The 14,831-nt window shown below is 64.5% G+C and carries 20 protein-coding genes, 1 tRNA gene and 1 pseudogene; 10 read left to right on the forward strand and 12 right to left on the reverse strand.

The window, feature by feature from the left end; translation table 11 throughout:
• Positions 1-12: 12 nt before the first annotated feature.
• A tRNA-Pro gene (locus G4G28_RS05865) sits at positions 13-89 on the reverse strand.
• A gap of 53 nt (positions 90-142) precedes the next feature.
• A complete protein-coding gene (gene ispB, locus G4G28_RS05870) occupies positions 143-1,132 on the reverse strand; it encodes an octaprenyl diphosphate synthase (protein WP_182991233.1) in 990 nt (329 codons plus the stop codon).
• Between the two features lie 270 nt (positions 1,133-1,402).
• Here ispB and rplU point away from each other — a divergent pair, with 270 nt between their 5' ends.
• From rplU to G4G28_RS05905, 7 genes and pseudogenes are all read left to right on the forward strand, one after another.
• The gene (gene rplU, locus G4G28_RS05875) at positions 1,403-1,714 is read left to right on the forward strand and encodes a 50S ribosomal protein L21 (protein WP_082493710.1); all 312 of its coding nucleotides are present in this window, start codon (positions 1,403-1,405) and stop codon (positions 1,712-1,714) included.
• A 36-nt stretch (positions 1,715-1,750) separates the two neighbouring features.
• Positions 1,751-2,029, forward strand: coding sequence for a 50S ribosomal protein L27 (rpmA, locus tag G4G28_RS05880; RefSeq protein ID WP_182991234.1), 279 nt, complete (start codon positions 1,751-1,753; stop codon positions 2,027-2,029).
• Positions 2,030-2,132: 103 nt separating this feature from the next.
• A complete protein-coding gene (gene obgE, locus G4G28_RS05885) occupies positions 2,133-3,248 on the forward strand; it encodes a GTPase ObgE (RefSeq protein WP_182991235.1) in 1,116 nt (371 codons plus the stop codon).
• A complete protein-coding gene (locus G4G28_RS05890) occupies positions 3,238-3,651 on the forward strand; it encodes a hypothetical protein (protein WP_182991236.1) in 414 nt (137 codons plus the stop codon). Before obgE ends, G4G28_RS05890 begins: the two co-directional genes overlap by 11 nt.
• Positions 3,652-3,661: 10 nt before the next feature.
• Positions 3,662-4,790: pseudogene (proB, locus tag G4G28_RS05895) on the forward strand (glutamate 5-kinase).
• Positions 4,791-4,798: 8 nt separating this feature from the next.
• Positions 4,799-5,161 (forward strand): nuclear transport factor 2 family protein, encoded by a 363-nt coding sequence (locus G4G28_RS05900; protein ID WP_182991237.1) that lies wholly within the window; start codon positions 4,799-4,801, stop codon positions 5,159-5,161.
• A gap of 73 nt (positions 5,162-5,234) precedes the next feature.
• Positions 5,235-5,828: a hypothetical protein gene (locus G4G28_RS05905; protein ID WP_182991238.1), complete on the forward strand. Its 594-nt coding sequence runs from the start codon at positions 5,235-5,237 to the stop codon at positions 5,826-5,828.
• Between the two features lie 234 nt (positions 5,829-6,062).
• Here G4G28_RS05905 and G4G28_RS05910 read toward each other — a convergent pair whose 3' ends face one another.
• The 3 genes from G4G28_RS05910 to rsxB all read right to left on the reverse strand — a co-directional run bounded on the left by G4G28_RS05910 (position 6,063) and on the right by rsxB (position 7,976).
• Positions 6,063-6,434: an energy transducer TonB gene (locus G4G28_RS05910; RefSeq protein WP_229507903.1), complete on the reverse strand. Its 372-nt coding sequence runs from the start codon at positions 6,432-6,434 to the stop codon at positions 6,063-6,065.
• A 114-nt stretch (positions 6,435-6,548) separates the two neighbouring features.
• On the reverse strand, positions 6,549-7,253 hold the full coding sequence (gene nth, locus G4G28_RS05915) for an endonuclease III (protein ID WP_182991239.1): 705 nt from the start codon (positions 7,251-7,253) through the stop codon (positions 6,549-6,551).
• A 3-nt stretch (positions 7,254-7,256) separates the two neighbouring features.
• Positions 7,257-7,976 (reverse strand): electron transport complex subunit RsxB, encoded by a 720-nt coding sequence (rsxB, locus tag G4G28_RS05920; RefSeq protein ID WP_182991240.1) that lies wholly within the window; start codon positions 7,974-7,976, stop codon positions 7,257-7,259.
• A gap of 182 nt (positions 7,977-8,158) precedes the next feature.
• On the opposite strand from rsxB, the gene G4G28_RS05925 reads away from it, so the two are divergent.
• Both G4G28_RS05925 and G4G28_RS05930 read left to right on the forward strand, forming a co-directional pair.
• Positions 8,159-8,575 (forward strand): RcnB family protein, encoded by a 417-nt coding sequence (locus G4G28_RS05925; RefSeq protein WP_182991241.1) that lies wholly within the window; start codon positions 8,159-8,161, stop codon positions 8,573-8,575.
• 16 nt (positions 8,576-8,591) lie between these two features.
• Positions 8,592-8,813 carry a hypothetical protein gene (locus tag G4G28_RS05930; RefSeq protein ID WP_182991242.1) on the forward strand — a complete coding sequence of 74 codons (222 nt, stop codon included), beginning with the start codon at positions 8,592-8,594 and terminating at the stop codon, positions 8,811-8,813.
• A gap of 100 nt (positions 8,814-8,913) precedes the next feature.
• Here the strand turns inward: G4G28_RS05930 and G4G28_RS05935 are convergent, their stop codons facing one another.
• From G4G28_RS05935 to G4G28_RS25300, 7 genes are all read right to left on the reverse strand, one after another.
• Complete coding sequence (locus G4G28_RS05935) at positions 8,914-9,168, reverse strand: hypothetical protein (protein ID WP_182991243.1); 255 nt, start codon at positions 9,166-9,168, stop codon at positions 8,914-8,916.
• A 112-nt stretch (positions 9,169-9,280) separates the two neighbouring features.
• Positions 9,281-10,516, reverse strand: coding sequence for a polyhydroxyalkanoate depolymerase (locus G4G28_RS05940; RefSeq protein WP_182991244.1), 1,236 nt, complete (start codon positions 10,514-10,516; stop codon positions 9,281-9,283).
• A 263-nt stretch (positions 10,517-10,779) separates the two neighbouring features.
• Positions 10,780-11,877, reverse strand: coding sequence for an NAD(P)/FAD-dependent oxidoreductase (locus tag G4G28_RS05945; protein ID WP_229425474.1), 1,098 nt, complete (start codon positions 11,875-11,877; stop codon positions 10,780-10,782).
• 143 nt (positions 11,878-12,020) lie between these two features.
• Positions 12,021-12,344, reverse strand: coding sequence for a ferredoxin FdxA (gene fdxA, locus G4G28_RS05950; RefSeq protein WP_182991245.1), 324 nt, complete (start codon positions 12,342-12,344; stop codon positions 12,021-12,023).
• Positions 12,345-12,518: 174 nt separating this feature from the next.
• Entirely contained in the window at positions 12,519-12,800 is a 282-nt protein-coding gene (locus G4G28_RS05955) for a protealysin inhibitor emfourin (RefSeq protein WP_182991246.1), read from the reverse strand.
• Entirely contained in the window at positions 12,797-14,155 is a 1,359-nt protein-coding gene (locus tag G4G28_RS05960; RefSeq protein ID WP_229507904.1) for a hypothetical protein, read from the reverse strand. The genes G4G28_RS05955 and G4G28_RS05960 overlap by 4 nt, the downstream gene beginning before the upstream one ends.
• Positions 14,149-14,358, reverse strand: coding sequence for a hypothetical protein (locus G4G28_RS25300; RefSeq protein WP_229425476.1), 210 nt, complete (start codon positions 14,356-14,358; stop codon positions 14,149-14,151). The genes G4G28_RS05960 and G4G28_RS25300 overlap by 7 nt, the downstream gene beginning before the upstream one ends.
• Before the next feature lie 157 nt (positions 14,359-14,515).
• Between G4G28_RS25300 and G4G28_RS05965 the strand changes: the two genes are divergently transcribed.
• Entirely contained in the window at positions 14,516-14,800 is a 285-nt protein-coding gene (locus G4G28_RS05965; RefSeq protein WP_182991734.1) for a polyhydroxyalkanoic acid system family protein, read from the forward strand.
• Positions 14,801-14,831 lie beyond the last annotated feature (31 nt).

Raw genomic sequence — 14,831 nt, forward strand, 5'->3', positions numbered from 1 at the left:
TCATGCATTCCTTGGTCGGGGTGAGAGGATTCGAACCTCCGGCCTCTACGTCCCGAACGTAGCGCTCTACCGGGCTAAGCTACACCCCGACTGGTTTGAGACGCCGAAGCTGACGTCTCGGGAAGCGTTACTATAATTATACTCAGTGGTTCCTGTCAACCGCGAAACTGCAGAGCTGGAGCAGGCTTTCCTTGTATGCGCTGTCGGGCAAACCGGCGATCGATTCGGCGGCGCGGCGGGCCGCGGCTTCGGCTTCGCGGCGGGTGTAATCAAGGGCGCCGCTGCTGGTGACGGCGGCCAGTACGGCGTCGAAATGCTGCTCGTCGCCCTGCTCGATGCACGAGCGCACCAGCTCGCGCTGCTGCGGCGTGCCGTTTTCCATCAGGTAGATCAGCGGCAGGGTGGGTTTGCCTTCGCGCAGGTCGTCGCCGACGTTCTTGCCGATCTCGGCGGCATCGCCTGCGTAGTCGAGCACGTCGTCGATCAGCTGGAAGGCCGTGCCCAGCGAGCGGCCGTATTCGCCGGCAGCGCCGATCTGCTCGTCGTTTGCGCCAGCCACCAGCGCGCCCAGTTCGGCGGCGGCTTCGAACAGCTTGGCCGTCTTCGAACGGATCACCTTCAGGTAGCTCTCGTGGGTCACGTCCGGGTCGTGCATGTTCAGCAGTTGCAGCACTTCACCTTCGGCGATCACGTTGGTCGCGTCCGACAGGATCTGCATGACGCGCATGTTTTCCAGGCCGACCATCATCTGGAACGAACGCGAGTAGAGGAAGTCGCCCACCAGCACCGAGGCCGCGTTGCCGAACAGGGCGTTGGCGGTCTGGCGTCCGCGCCGCATCGACGATTCGTCGACGACGTCGTCGTGCAGCAGGGTGGCGGTGTGGATGAATTCGACGACGGCCGCGAGTTCATGGTGGGCCACGCCCTTGTATCCGTAGGCATTGGCCAGCAGCAGCACCAGCACCGGGCGGATGCGCTTGCCGCCGGCACTGATGATGTATTCGGCGATCTGGTTGACCAGGCTCACTTCCGAATGCAGGCGCTGGCGGATCACCGCGTTCACCGCGTCCATGTCGGCTGCGATCGTCTGGGTGATGTTGTTCTGTTGTGCGTGAGGGGTAGCGGCGGACAAGGCGAACCTGCGTGACGTTGATGAGGTTTGATGGCGTATGGCTGCGGATTATACGTCATGCAAGCATGAGCCGTGCCATTTCGCCAAGCGTGGCGGGTAGGCATCGTTTTCCGGCCCTCGTTGCCGCTGTGCCACGATCTCGACAATGCAACGCCGGTCTTTGACGCAACAGGCCACTCCATGTATAATTCCCTGTTCCCCGGCACCAGAGAAGCACGACGCATCGTCGCCGTAGGGATTTTTATTAAACAATTGATGAGGTTTTCAATCATGTACGCGGTCATAAAAACCGGTGGCAAGCAATATAAAGTTGTCGCTGGCGAAAAACTTAAAGTAGAACAGATACCGGCAGACATTGGTTCCGAACTCACGATCGATCAGGTCCTCGCCGTTGGCGCGGGCGAGAGCATCAAATTTGGTGCTCCCCTGGTTGAAGGTGCGACGGTTCTGGTGAAGGTCGTTTCCCATGGTCGCCACGACAAGGTCCGCATTTTCAAGATGCGCCGTCGTAAGCACTACCAGAAGCGTCAAGGCCACCGCCAGAACTTCACCGAAATCCAAGTGGTTTCGATCAACGGCTAATTGCCCCTCTCTTCAAAGTCATCAAGGAGTACTTAAATGGCACACAAAAAAGGCGGCGGCACTACCCGTAACGGCCGCGACTCAGAAAGCAAGCGCCTCGGCGTGAAGGTGTACGGCGGCCAGGCGATCAACGCCGGCGGCATCATCATCCGTCAGCGCGGCACCCCAGTGCGTCCTGGCACCAACGTTGGCCTGGGCAAGGATCACACCCTGTTCGCGCTGGTCGACGGTACCGTCAAGTTCGTCAAGCAGGGCGTCGGTTCGAAGCAGTACGTGACCGTCATCGCTAACGAAGTCGAAGCGGTTGCTGCTTAATTAGCACGCAAGCGCCGCCCCGGGCGGCGCAGTTTGTAAGGCGCAAGCCTTCCATCGAAAGGCTCTGCTTAACGTAGAGCCTTTAGTTTTTTGGCGGTCAAAAATGAAGTTTATCGACGAAGCAAGAATTGAAGTCATCGCGGGCGACGGCGGCAACGGCTGCGCATCGTTCCTGCGCGAGAAGTTCCGTCCGTTTGGCGGTCCTGACGGCGGCGACGGCGGCAAGGGCGGCTCGATCTGGGCAGTGGCGGACCGTAACATCAACACGCTGGTCGATTTTCGGTATTCGAAAACCCACCATGCGCGCAACGGCGAACCGGGCCGCGGCTCCGACTGCTATGGCAAGGGCGCGGACGATGTCTACCTGCGCATGCCGGTCGGCACCCTGATCATCGATAACGTCAACGGCGAAATCATTGCCGACCTGACCGAGCACGGCCAGACCGAAATGCTGGCCAAGGGCGGCGAGGGCGGCTGGGGCAACATCCACTTCAAGACCTCGACCAACCGCGCACCGCGCCAGAAGACCGAGGGTAAAGCAGGCGAGCGGCGCGAGCTGCGCCTGGAACTGAAGGTGCTGGCCGACGTGGGCCTGCTGGGCATGCCGAACGCCGGCAAGTCGACCTTCATTACGGCCGTGTCGAACGCACGTCCGAAAGTGGCCGACTACCCGTTCACGACCCTGCATCCGAACCTCGGCGTGGTGCGCGTTTCACACGAGAAGAGCTTCGTGATCGCCGATATTCCCGGCCTGATCGAAGGCGCGGCCGAAGGTGCGGGCCTGGGCCACCAGTTCCTGCGCCACCTGGCGCGTACGGGTCTCCTGCTGCACATCGTCGACCTGGCGCCCTTCGAAGCGACGGTCGACCCGGTCAAGGAAGCCAAGGCGCTGGTGCGCGAGCTGGAAAAGTACGACGAAGAGCTGCTGAACAAGCCGCGCTGGCTGGTGCTGAACAAGCTCGACGTGGTGCCGGAAGACGAACGCAAGAAGCGCGTGAAGGACTTCGTCAAGAAGATGGCCTGGAAGGGCCCGGTCTTCGAGATCTCGGCACTGAACCGCGAAGGCTGCCAGGAACTGATCAACGCGATCTACCTGCACCTGGAAGAAAAACGCGCCGCCGAGCAGCGCACCGAAGCGACGACGCAGATGACCGAGGAAGCGCGCGGCATTTCGTCGATCGACCCGGACGATCCACGTTTCAAGACCCTTGAAGACTAAGGGGCGCCTCACCCGCGCCGGTGTGCGTGGCCAGCTGCTGCAGCTGGTCGCCACCGCCAGTTCGCTGGCGGCGCTCGTCGCCATGCTCGATCCGGACCGGATCGCGACGAGCCTGGGCGTGTTTCTCGTTGGCGTGAACGGCTACAGCCAGTTCTTCGCCATGTATGTCGGTGTCCGCCTCGCCATCGCGGGGCTGGCACTGCTCGCGGCAAGGCGGGGCGACCAGCCCCTCCTGGGCGATCTCGTCGCAATGTTCCTGCTGGCCCAGCCGGTCGGGCGCCTGGTCGCGGCCTTCGCGATCGGCCTGCCGCAAGGGCCCCTGTTCATCGTCAGTGCGATCGAGTTGCTGGCGGGCCTGGCCTTGCTGGCCTTGCGTCCGCCGAAGCTGGCACTGACACCATGAGAATTCTGCCATGACATCCGCCACCCGTTCCGTCATCCAGCCTGCCGGCCGCATCATCGTCAAGGTCGGCTCCTCGCTCGTCACCGACGAAGGCCGCGGCCTCGACCACGCCGCGATCGCGCGCTGGGCCGGCCAGATCGCCGCACTGCGCGCGCGGCAAGGAAGTCGTGCTGGTCAGCTCGGGCGCGATCGCCGAAGGCATGCTGCGCCCGGGCTTTGCCAACCGCCCGAGCGACATCCACGAACTGCAGGCCTGCGCCGCCTGCGGCCAGATGGGACTGGCGCAAATCTACGAATCCAGCTTCAGCGTGCATGGCGTGAAAACCGCGCAGGTGCTGCTGACCCACGCCGACCTGGCCGACCGCGAACGCTACCTGAACGCGCGCGCCACGCTCACCACGCTGCTGCGCCTGGGTGTGGTCCCGATCATCAACGAGAACGACACCGTCGTCACCGACGAAATCAAGTTCGGCGACAACGATACGCTCGGCGCCCTGGTCGCGAACCTGATCGAAGCCGATGCCCTGGTGATCCTCACCGACCAGCGCGGCCTGTATTCCGCCGACCCGCGCAAGGACCCTGACGCCCGCCTGATCGCCCAGGCCAGTGCCGGCGACGCGACCCCGGAAGCGATGGCCGGCGGCGCCGGCAGCAGCATCGGCCGCGGCGGCATGCTGACCAAGGTGCTGGCGGCCCGCCGCGCCGCGCGCTCGGGCGCGCACACCGTGATTGCCCGGGGCCGCGAACCGGACGTGCTCACGCGCCTGGCCGATGGCGAAGCGATCGGCACCGAACTGCAGGCGCCGACCACGCGCCTGACCGCGCGCCGCCAGTGGATGGTCGACCATTTGCACACTTCCGGCGAGGTCGTATTGGACGCCGGCGCGGTGCAGAAGCTGACGCGCGAAGGCAAGTCGCTGCTGCCGATCGGCGTCACCGCGGTGAAAGGCGAATTCGGCCGCGGCCAGGTGATCACCTGCGTCGACGAAGCCGGGGTGCCGGTCGCGCGCGGTCTCACCAGCTACACCAGCAGCGAAGTGCGCCGCATCATGCGCCACTCCTCGAACGAAATCGAAGCCATCCTCGGCTATATCGAAGGACCGGAGCTGGTCCACCGCGACAACCTCGTCCTCCTGTGAAAGCGCACATGACCCATCCCGCCACCGTCGTCCAGGCCCAGCTCGATGCCTATAACGCCAAGGACCTCGACGCCCTGATGCGTACCTATGCGCCGGACGCCCGTCAGTTCGCGCTGCACGGCACTCTGCTGGCAGAGGGCCATGCGCAGATCCGTCCCCGCTATGAAGCGCGCTTTGCCGAACCGGACCTGCGCGCCCAGCTGCTCACGCGCAGCATCGTCGGCAATATCGTGACCGACGTCGAACTGGTGTTCCGCAACCTGCCGGAAGGCCGCGCCACGGTCGAGATGCTGTGCATCTACGAGGTCGTCGACGGCCTGATCGCCCGCGCTTCCTTCGCGACCGGGGCAACGCTGCTCCTCACGGCCTGATTCCTACACGGAACGATGCTTTCTCGGTATGATATTTCTTTTTTGAAATATCTCAGGCACCAAGAGGACAGCGATGACCGATTTTTACTCCACTCTTGCCCTTGACGAGGAGCTGCCGGCTGTCGCCGGCGAGCAGCCCAGGTTCTACATCGTTTCGCGCCGCAAGATGGCGATCCTCTACCTGGCCACCTTGGGCATGTACGGTATCTACTGGTATTACAAGAACTGGGCCTGCTACAATAAGCATTGCCCAGACGCGGCCCAGGCGGGGAACGGCGTATGGCCGATCCCGCGTGCGATCTTCTCGGTCTTCTTCACGCACGACCTGTTCGAAAAAATCAAGCACCACGGCCGCCGCAGCCCGCTTGTGGCTGCCTGGGAGCACCGCTCGCAGGCCACGATGCTGGTGATACTGACCCTCGCCTGCAATCTGCTCGACCGGTTATCGATGCGGGAGATCGGCTCGCCGACCACCGACATTCTCGCGCTCCTGATCCTGCTGCCGATCCTGTACACCAAACTGCAGGCGCAGGAAATGATCAACGCCAGCTGTGGCGACCCCACAGGCGAGACCAATGCCAGCTTCAGCGGTGCGAACTATGCGTGGACGATCATCGGCTCCTTGTGGTGGGGCCTGATCCTGATCGGCATGAGGCTGCCCGAGTAGGGCGCGGCTGAGGCGGGCCGAGTCCGCGCGCTTCGGTCTGCCGCGAGCACCGAACTCGCCCGGGTCCTTGACGTTGCCGTTTCCGCGCTTCGCCACCGTCGTGCCGGGGTTGCCTGCGCCGGCTTTCTTGCCGCTCCGAGGTGACCAACTCGCCCATGAGTCCAACGCAGGCCGGCCCCGGCGCTGCGGGCCAGGCGCGCCGGAAGCGCCGGCCTGGTTTCCGGCGGAGCCTGTTTAGAGAGTCCAGACGTACTTGAGTTCGGCCCAGTCGCGGACGGGTTGTCCGTTTTGCGTCGCGGCTTTGAACTTGCATTTGGCGAGGCCGGTGCGCGCGGCTTCGTCCAGGTCGGCATGCCCGCTGCTGGCCTTGACCTTTGCATCGAGCACCGCGTTATCGGGACCGACGAGGAAGGCGAGACCGACCGATCCCTGGCGCCGTTCCCGCTGCGCAGCCTCGGGCCACGCTGGTTTTTGCGGGCAGCTGCCGAAAACGATGGCGGCCGGGGTAGCGGCAATCGCGGGAGGCGCCGCGGGGGCGGTCGCGCAGCCAGCGAGGGTGGCAAGGAGGGGCGGCAGCATGACCAGGCTGAGGGTACGGTGTTCCATGGGGATTCCTGTCTCTTGAGTGGAAAAATGCGGACTCAGCATTATTCGATCATCTAGACAGTTTTGTCTACTTCTTTCCGTCGCGCCCACAGCCGATGGCCGGGCAGGCTGGCCTCAGCGTCCCGTCACGTCATCGGCGGCGAGCACGACGGGTGCCACGGCCTCGGGCGCAATTACCCCGTCCGGCATCGGTGTCTTGTCGCGGAACTCGCACAGGTCATTGATGATGCAGTTCCAGCATTTCGGCCGGCGCGCCACGCAGGTGTAGCGCCCGTGCAGGATCAGCCAGTGGTGGGCGTCGATCAGGAACTCCTTCGGCACCACCTTCAGCAGCTTCATCTCGACTTCGTCGACATTTTTCCCCGGCGCGATCTTCGTGCGGTTCGATACGCGGAAGATGTGGGTGTCGACCGCCATCGTCGGTTCGCCGAAGGCCGTGTTGAGCACCACGTTCGCCGTCTTGCGGCCCACGCCCGGCAGGGACTCGAGCGCCTCGCGCGAATGGGGCACCTCGCCACCGTACTGGTCGACCAGGATCTGGCAGGTGGCGATCACGTTCTTCGCCTTCGTGTTGTAGAGGCCGATCGTCGCGATATAGCCCTTCAGCTCTTCCAGCCCGAGGTCGAGGATCTTCTGCGGCGTATTCGCCACCGGATACAGGCGGCGCGTCGCCTTGTTGACGCCAACGTCGGTCGACTGCGCCGACAGCAGCACGGCGATCAGGAGTTCGAAGGGCGTCGTGAACTCGAGTTCGGTGGTCGGATGCGGATTGGCGGCGCGAAAGCGCGTGAAGATTTCTAGGCGTTTTGCCGGGTTCATCGATCAGTCTTTCCGTTCGGGCGGCGGTTCGGTGGAAGCCGCGGCGGCATTTGCGGCCGCACGCAGGCGCGCGCGTTCCATGGCGGCGGCGATGATGGCGCGCTTGCGCTCCTTCTCGGCCAGCTCCTCTTGCGTGTTGGTGGTCTCCGCGGTGACGGCGCGCATCTTCTCGACCGCCTTGGCGGCCAGGCGCGCATCGTTTTCCTCGCGCTCGCGCGTCAGGCGTTCGGTGCGGAAATCGTGGCGCGCGCGGGCGGCGTCGGCCGCCTCCTGCGACCAGGCGGCCCAGCCGGTGCTTTCCCAGTCGGGCTCGTTGATGCGCGGGACCATGCTGATGCAGTCGACCGGGCAGGGCGCCACGCACAGGTCGCATCCGGTGCACAGGCTCGGCAGGATGGTGTGCATCTGCTTCGCCGCGCCCATGATCGCGTCCACCGGGCAGGCCTGGATGCACAGCGTGCAGCCGATGCACAGCGACTCGTCGATGAAGGCCACCGGCCGCGGGCGCTCGATACCGTTCGCCGGATTGATGGGAATGACCGGGCGCCCGGTGACGCCGGAGAGCCGGCGTACCCCTTCCAGGCCGCCGGGCGGACACTGGTTGATCTCCGCCTCGCCGCTGGCAATGGCCTCGGCATACGGCCGGCATGCCGGATAGCCGCACTTGGTGCATTGCGTCTGCGGCAGCTGGTCTTCGATCAGGTCGGCGAGGGTCTTGGTCACGATGGCGGGCGGCGTAAAGCCGTCATTATCCGACAAAAGCGCGTCCCGCGCGATGTACTGCCCGGATCCCGCATGATGATTCCGACAATAAGTGGAGCACCGTACAGAGTGGCGCACGGGAGCGTGATGCAATGGGGGTATGGGCGCGCGCCTGCGTAGCCTGCCCTCATACGGAGAACAACATGAACAATCGTTTCATTGCCAAGGCCATGATCCTGGCTTTGCTGGCCGCCAACGCGCCCGCTTTTGCGCAGCACAGCCATGCCCAGGAGCGGCGCGACGACCGCCGCGAATACCGACAGGAACAGCGGGAAGACCGCCGCGAGTATCGTGAAGAGCGCCGCGAGGACCGCCGGGAAGCGCGCGAGGACCGCCGCGACGACCGCCGTGCCATGCGCGGCGCCGGACCGCGCCACGACCTCTACCGCGGCGGACGCCTGCCGGCGAACTACCATCATCGCCAGTACGTGGTCGACAACTGGCGTTCGCACCGCCTGAGTGCGCCGCCACGCGGCCACCATTGGGTGCAAGTCGGCAACGACTACGTGCTGGCCGCCATCGCCACCGGCATCATCGCCAGTGTATTGCTGGGTAACTGACAGAAGAAGGAGCATCATGAGCGAATGGATCATCGCCCCCCTGCTGGCCGTCGACCCGACGGGCCTGCCGACCTACCGCCAGGACAGTACGGGCACCACGGACAATTCCTCGGCGGAGAGTGAGGATGGCCTCGACGAGCAGGGCGACCGCCGTGGCGGCGAACGCCGCGCAGACCATCAGGGCGAGCAGGACGACGACTTCGCCCGTGGCGAGGACAGGCGCGGCGAGCTGCGCTAGCGCTGCCGGAGCTGCGCTTCAGTAAAAAATGCCGCAGCGTGCTGCGGCATTTTTTCGCGCCGGGAAGCCCGCACAGGCAGGGCTTTCCGGTTCGCCGGCTTTACGGGGCTGGACGCGCCAGGGTCTTGCGGAAGTCCGGATCGTCGAACAGCTGGCCAGCCAGCTTGCGGTAGAGTTTCTGGTACTCGGCTGCCGCCAGCGGAATCGCCGTCGCGCCCACGAACGAGGATTCCCACGTGGCATCGGTACCAAGGGTGCGATCGTACTTGACAGCATCGCCATGAGTGACGACGAAGCGGGCACCGAGCTTGGCCGTGCCGGTAACGATGGCGGGGTCGGCCTCGCTTTCGGTCAAGCGCAGGCAGTGTGCGTTGTTGCAGCAGAGGGATCACGATGCCAGGTGCCTGGCACCATTGAAAAAGCCCCGGCGCCGTAAGGCGGCCGGGGCTGTTGAAAGGGTCTTGCGGTCAGCGGAATTCGCGGATGAACTCGCCGATCTTCGGGCAGATGATCTCGCGCCAGCGGCGGCCCGAGAAGATGCCGTAGTGGCCGGCTTTCGGCGCCACGTAGTCGCGCTTCATGTTTTCCGGAATGCTGCTGCACAGCTCGTGCGCTGCCTGGGTCTGGCCGGCACCGGAGATATCGTCGAGTTCGCCTTCGACGGTGAACAGGGCCACCGTCTTGATGTCCTGCGGACGCACCAGCTTGCCGCCGACTTCCCAGGTGCCTTTCGGCAGGCGGTGTTCCTGGAACACGGTCTTGATGGTGTCGAGGTAATACTCGGCCGGCATGTCGAGCACGGCGTTGTACTCGTCGTAGAACTGGCGGTGGTTTTCCGCCGATTCCTCGTCGCCGCGCACCAGGTGCTGGTAGAACTCGCGGTGGCTCTGGGCATGGCGGCCCGGGTTCATGGCGATGAAGCCGGCGTGCTGCAGGAAGCCCGGATAGACTTTGCGGCCATAGCCAGGGTAATTGCCCGGCACGGCGTAGATCACGGTGTTCTCGAACCAGGAGAAGGGCTTTTCGGTTGCCAGGTCGTTGACGGCCGTCGGCGACTTGCGCGGGTCGATCGGGCCGCCCATCATCGTCATCGTTTTCGGCAGCTTCGGATCGTTATCGGATGCCATCAGCGAGATCGCGGCCAGCACCGGCACGGTCGGCTGGCACACCGAGATGACGTGCACGTTCGGGCCGAGGTGACGGATGAAGTCCTGGACGTAGTAGATGTAGTCGTCGAGGTGGAAGGGACCGTCGCTCAGGGGCACCATGCGCGCATCGATCCAGTCGGTGATGAACACGTCGTGGTCGGGCAGCAGGGCGCGCACCGTGTCGCGCAGCAGCGTCGAGTGGTGGCCCGACAGTGGGGCAACGAGCAATACCGTCGGCTGGTCGAGCGCGGCGAAAGCGGCGTCGGACAGGTTCTTCTTGAAGTGCAACAGTTTGCAGAATGGCTTGGTGACGGCGGCATGTTCGATGATGCCGACCGGCTCGCCCTTGATCGTGGTGGTGTCGATGCCGAACGCCGGTTTCTCGTAGTCCTTGCCCAGACGATACATCAACTCGTACCCGGCGGCGATACGCTGGGAAAACGGGGTGTGGGCGAACGGGGAAACGGGGTTCGAGAACAGCTTCGATGACGCATCCGCCCATTGCATCAGCGGGGTCAGGAAGGAGCGTTGCATCTCGTGCAATTGGTAGAGCATAGTAATCCTTCGTGGTGTTGCGCGCCGCCCCAGCGTGTGGCCGGGACGCGTCGCCCGGCGGGTCGCCGTGCGCGAAATTTCATCAATTCATTATAGAGTAACTTGCTTGACTGGTGGAAATATCGGTTTCGCCTGAACCTTCGTTCCATGCGCGCTTGAACCGGTTATACACCCGTTTTTGATAGGGCGTCCGTGATGCATCCCACATAAAAAACAATGCCCCGTGAAGACGGGGCATTGTGGTTTTGAAGTAACTGAACCGATTAATCGAAGACGGGGGTCTCGACGCCGAGGATCTTGTGCAGCTTCGGCGAGGTCGTCGTGTACTGCATGTGGATCTTCTTGTCGGGGAAGATGTAGGGGGCGGCGCCGAAGGCGGCCAGGGCCGCTTCGTGGAAGCCCGACAGGATCAGCTTCTTCTTGCCCGGGTAGGTGTTGATGTCACCGACGGCGAAGATGCCCGGCACGTTCGTTTCGAACTTCTCGGTATCGACCACTTTCAGCTGGCGGCGCTCGATGTCCAGGCCCCATTCGGCGATCGGGCCGAGCTTCGGCGACAGGCCGAAGAAGACCATCAGCATGTCCAGCGGCACGCGGCGGGTGACGCCGTCGGCGCCGGTGACCTTCACTTCGGAGAGCTTGCCGTCCTTTTCGTCGAAGCCCGTGACCTGGCCGGTGATCAGCTGCATCTCGTACTCGTCGCACAGGGCCTTCATCTTGGCGACCGATGCCGGCGCGGCGCGGAAGTCTTCGCGGCGGTGCACCAGCACGACCGACTCGGCCTTGCCGACGAAGTTCAGGGCCCAGTCCAGGGCGGAGTCGCCGCCGCCGCAGATGACCAGGTTCTTGCCGTCGAAGATCGCCGGGTCCTTGACGCGGTAGAACAGCTGGCTGTTCTCGAACTTCTCGATGCCGTCGACCTTGATCGTGCGCGCCTGGAAGGAACCGACGCCGGCGGCGATGAAGATGGTCTTGGTGATGAACTGGGTGCCGGTCGAGGTCTCGACGTTGAAGCGGCCGTCTTCGCGGCGCTGCACGGTCGTCACTTCCTGGCCCAGGTGGAAGGTCGGCTCGAAGGGCTCGATCTGCTTGAGCAGGTTGTCGGTCAGTTCCTGGCCGGTGCAGACAGGCACGGCAGGGATGTCGTAGATCGGCTTGTCCGGATACAGTTCGACGCACTGGCCGCCCACGGCCGGCAGCGAGTCGATGACATGGGCCTTGATCTCGAGCAGGCCGAGTTCGAAGACCTGGAACAGGCCGACGGGACCTGCGCCAATGATGACGGCATCGGCTTCGATGGCGCCGGCGAACGAGCTGTTAGGGGCGATGCTGCCCGCATCGTGGGTGGCATTGATAGTCATGCACGCAATCCTGTTGATTTTTTAAAAGAGGGGGCGGTGACGCGATGGCCGCTAGTGTGCCACGGAAGACGCACGGCTGCAGGCGCCGGACCAAAACCGCAACTGCCGGCGCAAGCGCGCGCCGGCGGCTGCTACATGCAATGTCAGCGGGCCAGTTGGTCGAGCTTGGACTTGACGTCTTTCCACTCGTCCGCGTCAGGCAGGGCCGGTTTGGTCTTGGTGATCGATGGCCATGCGCGCGACAGGTCGGCGTTGATCTTGATGAATTGCTGCTGGTCGCCCGGCACGTCTTCCTCGGCATAGATCGCGTTGACCGGACATTCGGCCACGCACACGGCGCAGTCGATGCACTCGTCGGGGTCAATCGCGAGGAAATTCGGGCCTTCCCGGAAACAATCGACCGGGCATACATCGACGCAGTCGGTGTAGCGACAGCGGATGCACGATTCGGTGACAACGTGGGTCATAACAGTCCTATTGATGGTGGGTGCCGCAGCGTCAGCGCGCAAGGAGGGGCCGCCAACATGGCAAAGCACTGTATTTTAGGGCAATTCGGGCTTTCCTACAAATCACGCTTAGACACAATATACATAAGCAAATGTGCTGCGTGACGTACGATGAGGCCGGTTTTGCCGCGCCGCTCAGGCCGCACCGTGGAGGTGTGCCAGCAGCGCCGCCCAGGCGCTGGCGTCCGGCGCGCCGTCGTCGACCAGCACCAGCGAGCGGCAGCGCTCGCCGTCCTCGACCGTGATCTCCCAGCGCGGCAGGTCGGCGCCTACTGCGCGCGGCGGTGTGGTGCAGAAGAAATCCAGGTGCCGCAGCACCTCCTCGAGCGCCGCGCCGTCGGGGTGGCAGGCGGTGTCGAGGGCGACCGAGCGTTCGGCACCACTGAAGCCGCCCGCGCACCTGGCGGTGATTTTCATTTGGCGCCGGCCAGCTCGGCTGTTGTCGCCGGGTCGACCATCGGCACCACCGCGGCGCTGCTCTCGCCGGTTTCCTGCCCGAGATCGACGCCGGCCGGGCCGTTGCGACCGCGCTCGGCACACCAGCGCGCCAGCGCCTCGGCCTCGGCTTCGAGGACGCGTTCGATGTTGTAGTACTCGGCCAGGTTCATGGTGCCGCAGCAGGCGCGCCGGTCCTGCTGGGCTCCGGGGGCGTCGCAAACGGCCGGGGCCAGGCGCCGGAAGCCGCGCGCCGGGGATGCCGGCGCGGTCTCGTCGGCCGGAACCGTCGGGGCGTGCTCGTCGCCTGCTTCCGGCTCGGCCAGCACTTCGCGCAGCGTGAACTGGCGCCGCACCGATTCGGCATAGGACGCCGGCTTGCCGTCCTCGAGCGTCAGGCGCAGCATGTCGTTGGCGACGTCGGCATAGGTGGCGGCAATGTCGGGCGCGGCCACCGGGGCGCGCAGCACCAGGCCGCGCAGCCAGGACGCGACCCGGTGCAGCACCGCGGCATCGTCCTCGAAGGCGGGGTTGCGCTCGAGGGCGAACAGGTCGGCCAGGATGTCGTAGACGGCCCCGGTGAATACCTGCGAAATGGCATGCACCTGGGTGCCGGCCTGCGACAGCGTCAGGTCGTTGTCGGCATTCCGGAGGCCCGTGGTGCCGCCGAGTGCCAGGCCGAATTGCTCGGCGATATCGGCCAGGAAGGTCTTGTCATGCAGGCGCGCCTTGGTCTGGGCAACCACCGCTTCGCACTGGTCGAGCTGGGACAGGGCCAGGAAGATGGCGGTGAGGTCGCCGAAGGATTCGTGCAGGCCGCCGGTCTGGGGGGGATTGTCGGCCTCGAGCCAGTGCGGTTTCAGGCCGTCGAGCACGGCATGGCCGGTCTCGTGGGCGACGATGTCGAAGGAGCGGCAGGTGAACACCCGGTCGGTTTGCCCGGAGGGCACGAACTCGCCGAACTTCAGGCAATTCTGGGTGCGGCTGTAGAAGGCGTTCATCACATTCGGCAGGCCGTAGGGAAAAACTTGCAGCGGCGCCGTATCGATGCTGCTGTTCCATTGCCACGGCAGCGGCATCTCGACCCCGCTGGACGAGAGCGAGCGCTGGTACATGGTCAGGGTCTGGCGCACCACCGCAAAGGTGTGGACGGCATCGAACTGAGGCGTGTCCGGCATGGTGACGAAGTCGCCGAAGGCGTTCGGCTCGACTGCGTCGATGCCGGGCGTGCCAGAGGCGATGCGGGCGTCGCGCGGCCCGGCCAGCACGATGCCGGGCAGGAAGGCCTTGCGCGTGCCCATTTCCGTGACCGACGGGTCCTGTTTCCACATCAGCACGCGCGCGCCGAAGGCATAGGGCAGGGGACCTTACCCGGAGGCGGCTCGTCGGCACCGCGCGGGAGGCCGGGTTGGTCGAGCAGCTGGGCAGCCTTGCGGTGCTGGCGGTAGGGCGCGCTTGGGGTGGGAACAAAGGCGACCGGCGCCGTCTCCCGCTCGAAAGTAATGGTTGTTTGATCCGGCAGCAAGACTCGTTGTTCCATGGCGCACCCTCATGTGATTGAGATACATCATCAGATAGTCGCGCCCCCGGCGGAATCGATCTTGACCCACGTCAATTGCACAGCGCACTGGTATCTCGCGCATGCAACTGGCATCATGGCGGATTGTCTTGAGCAATTATGTAAGGAAGGAATGCAGATGGCGGACATTCAGATCGTCCAGGAACACAAGCTGAGCCCGGAACGGGCGCGCGCGGCGGCGCAACAGGTGGCCGACAAGGTGGCTGCCGAGTTCGGCATGGAATGCCGTTGGGATGGCGAGGACGTGCTGCGTTTCGAGCGCAGTGGGGTGGAGGGCGCGTTGACCCTGGGCGAACAGCGCGCAGCGCTGCGGATCAAGCTGGGTTTCCTGATGAGCGCCTTCGGTCCGGCGATCGAGGCCAAGGTGGCCGACAAGATGAAGCGGGTGTTTGCCGCGGCGTGAGTACCGTAGGGTGGGCTCTCGAGCCCACGCG

Origin of the sequence: Massilia sp. Dwa41.01b (assembly GCF_014171775.1) — a bacterium.
In the GTDB taxonomy this organism is placed as follows: Bacteria; Pseudomonadota; Gammaproteobacteria; order Burkholderiales; family Burkholderiaceae_D; genus Telluria.

Bases quoted from the DNA above. Each gene is read 5' to 3' on its own strand.
- G4G28_RS05910 (WP_229507903.1), bottom strand. From the start codon at position 6,434: ATGGAACACCGTACCCTCAGCCTGGTCATGCTGCCGCCCCTCCTTGCC.
- nth (WP_182991239.1), bottom strand. From the start codon at position 7,253: ATGAACCCGGCAAAACGCCTAGAAATCTTCACGCGCTTTCGCGCCGCC.
- G4G28_RS05945 (WP_229425474.1), bottom strand. From the start codon at position 11,877: ATGACTATCAATGCCACCCACGATGCGGGCAGCATCGCCCCTAACAGC.
- G4G28_RS25300 (WP_229425476.1), bottom strand. From the start codon at position 14,358: ATGGAACAACGAGTCTTGCTGCCGGATCAAACAACCATTACTTTCGAG.
- G4G28_RS05940 (WP_182991244.1), bottom strand. From the start codon at position 10,516: ATGCTCTACCAATTGCACGAGATGCAACGCTCCTTCCTGACCCCGCTG.
- G4G28_RS05955 (WP_182991246.1), bottom strand. From the start codon at position 12,800: ATGAAAATCACCGCCAGGTGCGCGGGCGGCTTCAGTGGTGCCGAACGC.
- G4G28_RS05905 (WP_182991238.1), top strand. From the start codon at position 5,235: ATGACCGATTTTTACTCCACTCTTGCCCTTGACGAGGAGCTGCCGGCT.
- fdxA (WP_182991245.1), bottom strand. From the start codon at position 12,344: ATGACCCACGTTGTCACCGAATCGTGCATCCGCTGTCGCTACACCGAC.
- G4G28_RS05900 (WP_182991237.1), top strand. From the start codon at position 4,799: ATGACCCATCCCGCCACCGTCGTCCAGGCCCAGCTCGATGCCTATAAC.
- rpmA (WP_182991234.1), top strand. From the start codon at position 1,751: ATGGCACACAAAAAAGGCGGCGGCACTACCCGTAACGGCCGCGACTCA.
- G4G28_RS05925 (WP_182991241.1), top strand. From the start codon at position 8,159: ATGAACAATCGTTTCATTGCCAAGGCCATGATCCTGGCTTTGCTGGCC.
- rplU (WP_082493710.1), top strand. From the start codon at position 1,403: ATGTACGCGGTCATAAAAACCGGTGGCAAGCAATATAAAGTTGTCGCT.
- obgE (WP_182991235.1), top strand. From the start codon at position 2,133: ATGAAGTTTATCGACGAAGCAAGAATTGAAGTCATCGCGGGCGACGGC.
- G4G28_RS05965 (WP_182991734.1), top strand. From the start codon at position 14,516: ATGGCGGACATTCAGATCGTCCAGGAACACAAGCTGAGCCCGGAACGG.
- G4G28_RS05930 (WP_182991242.1), top strand. From the start codon at position 8,592: ATGAGCGAATGGATCATCGCCCCCCTGCTGGCCGTCGACCCGACGGGC.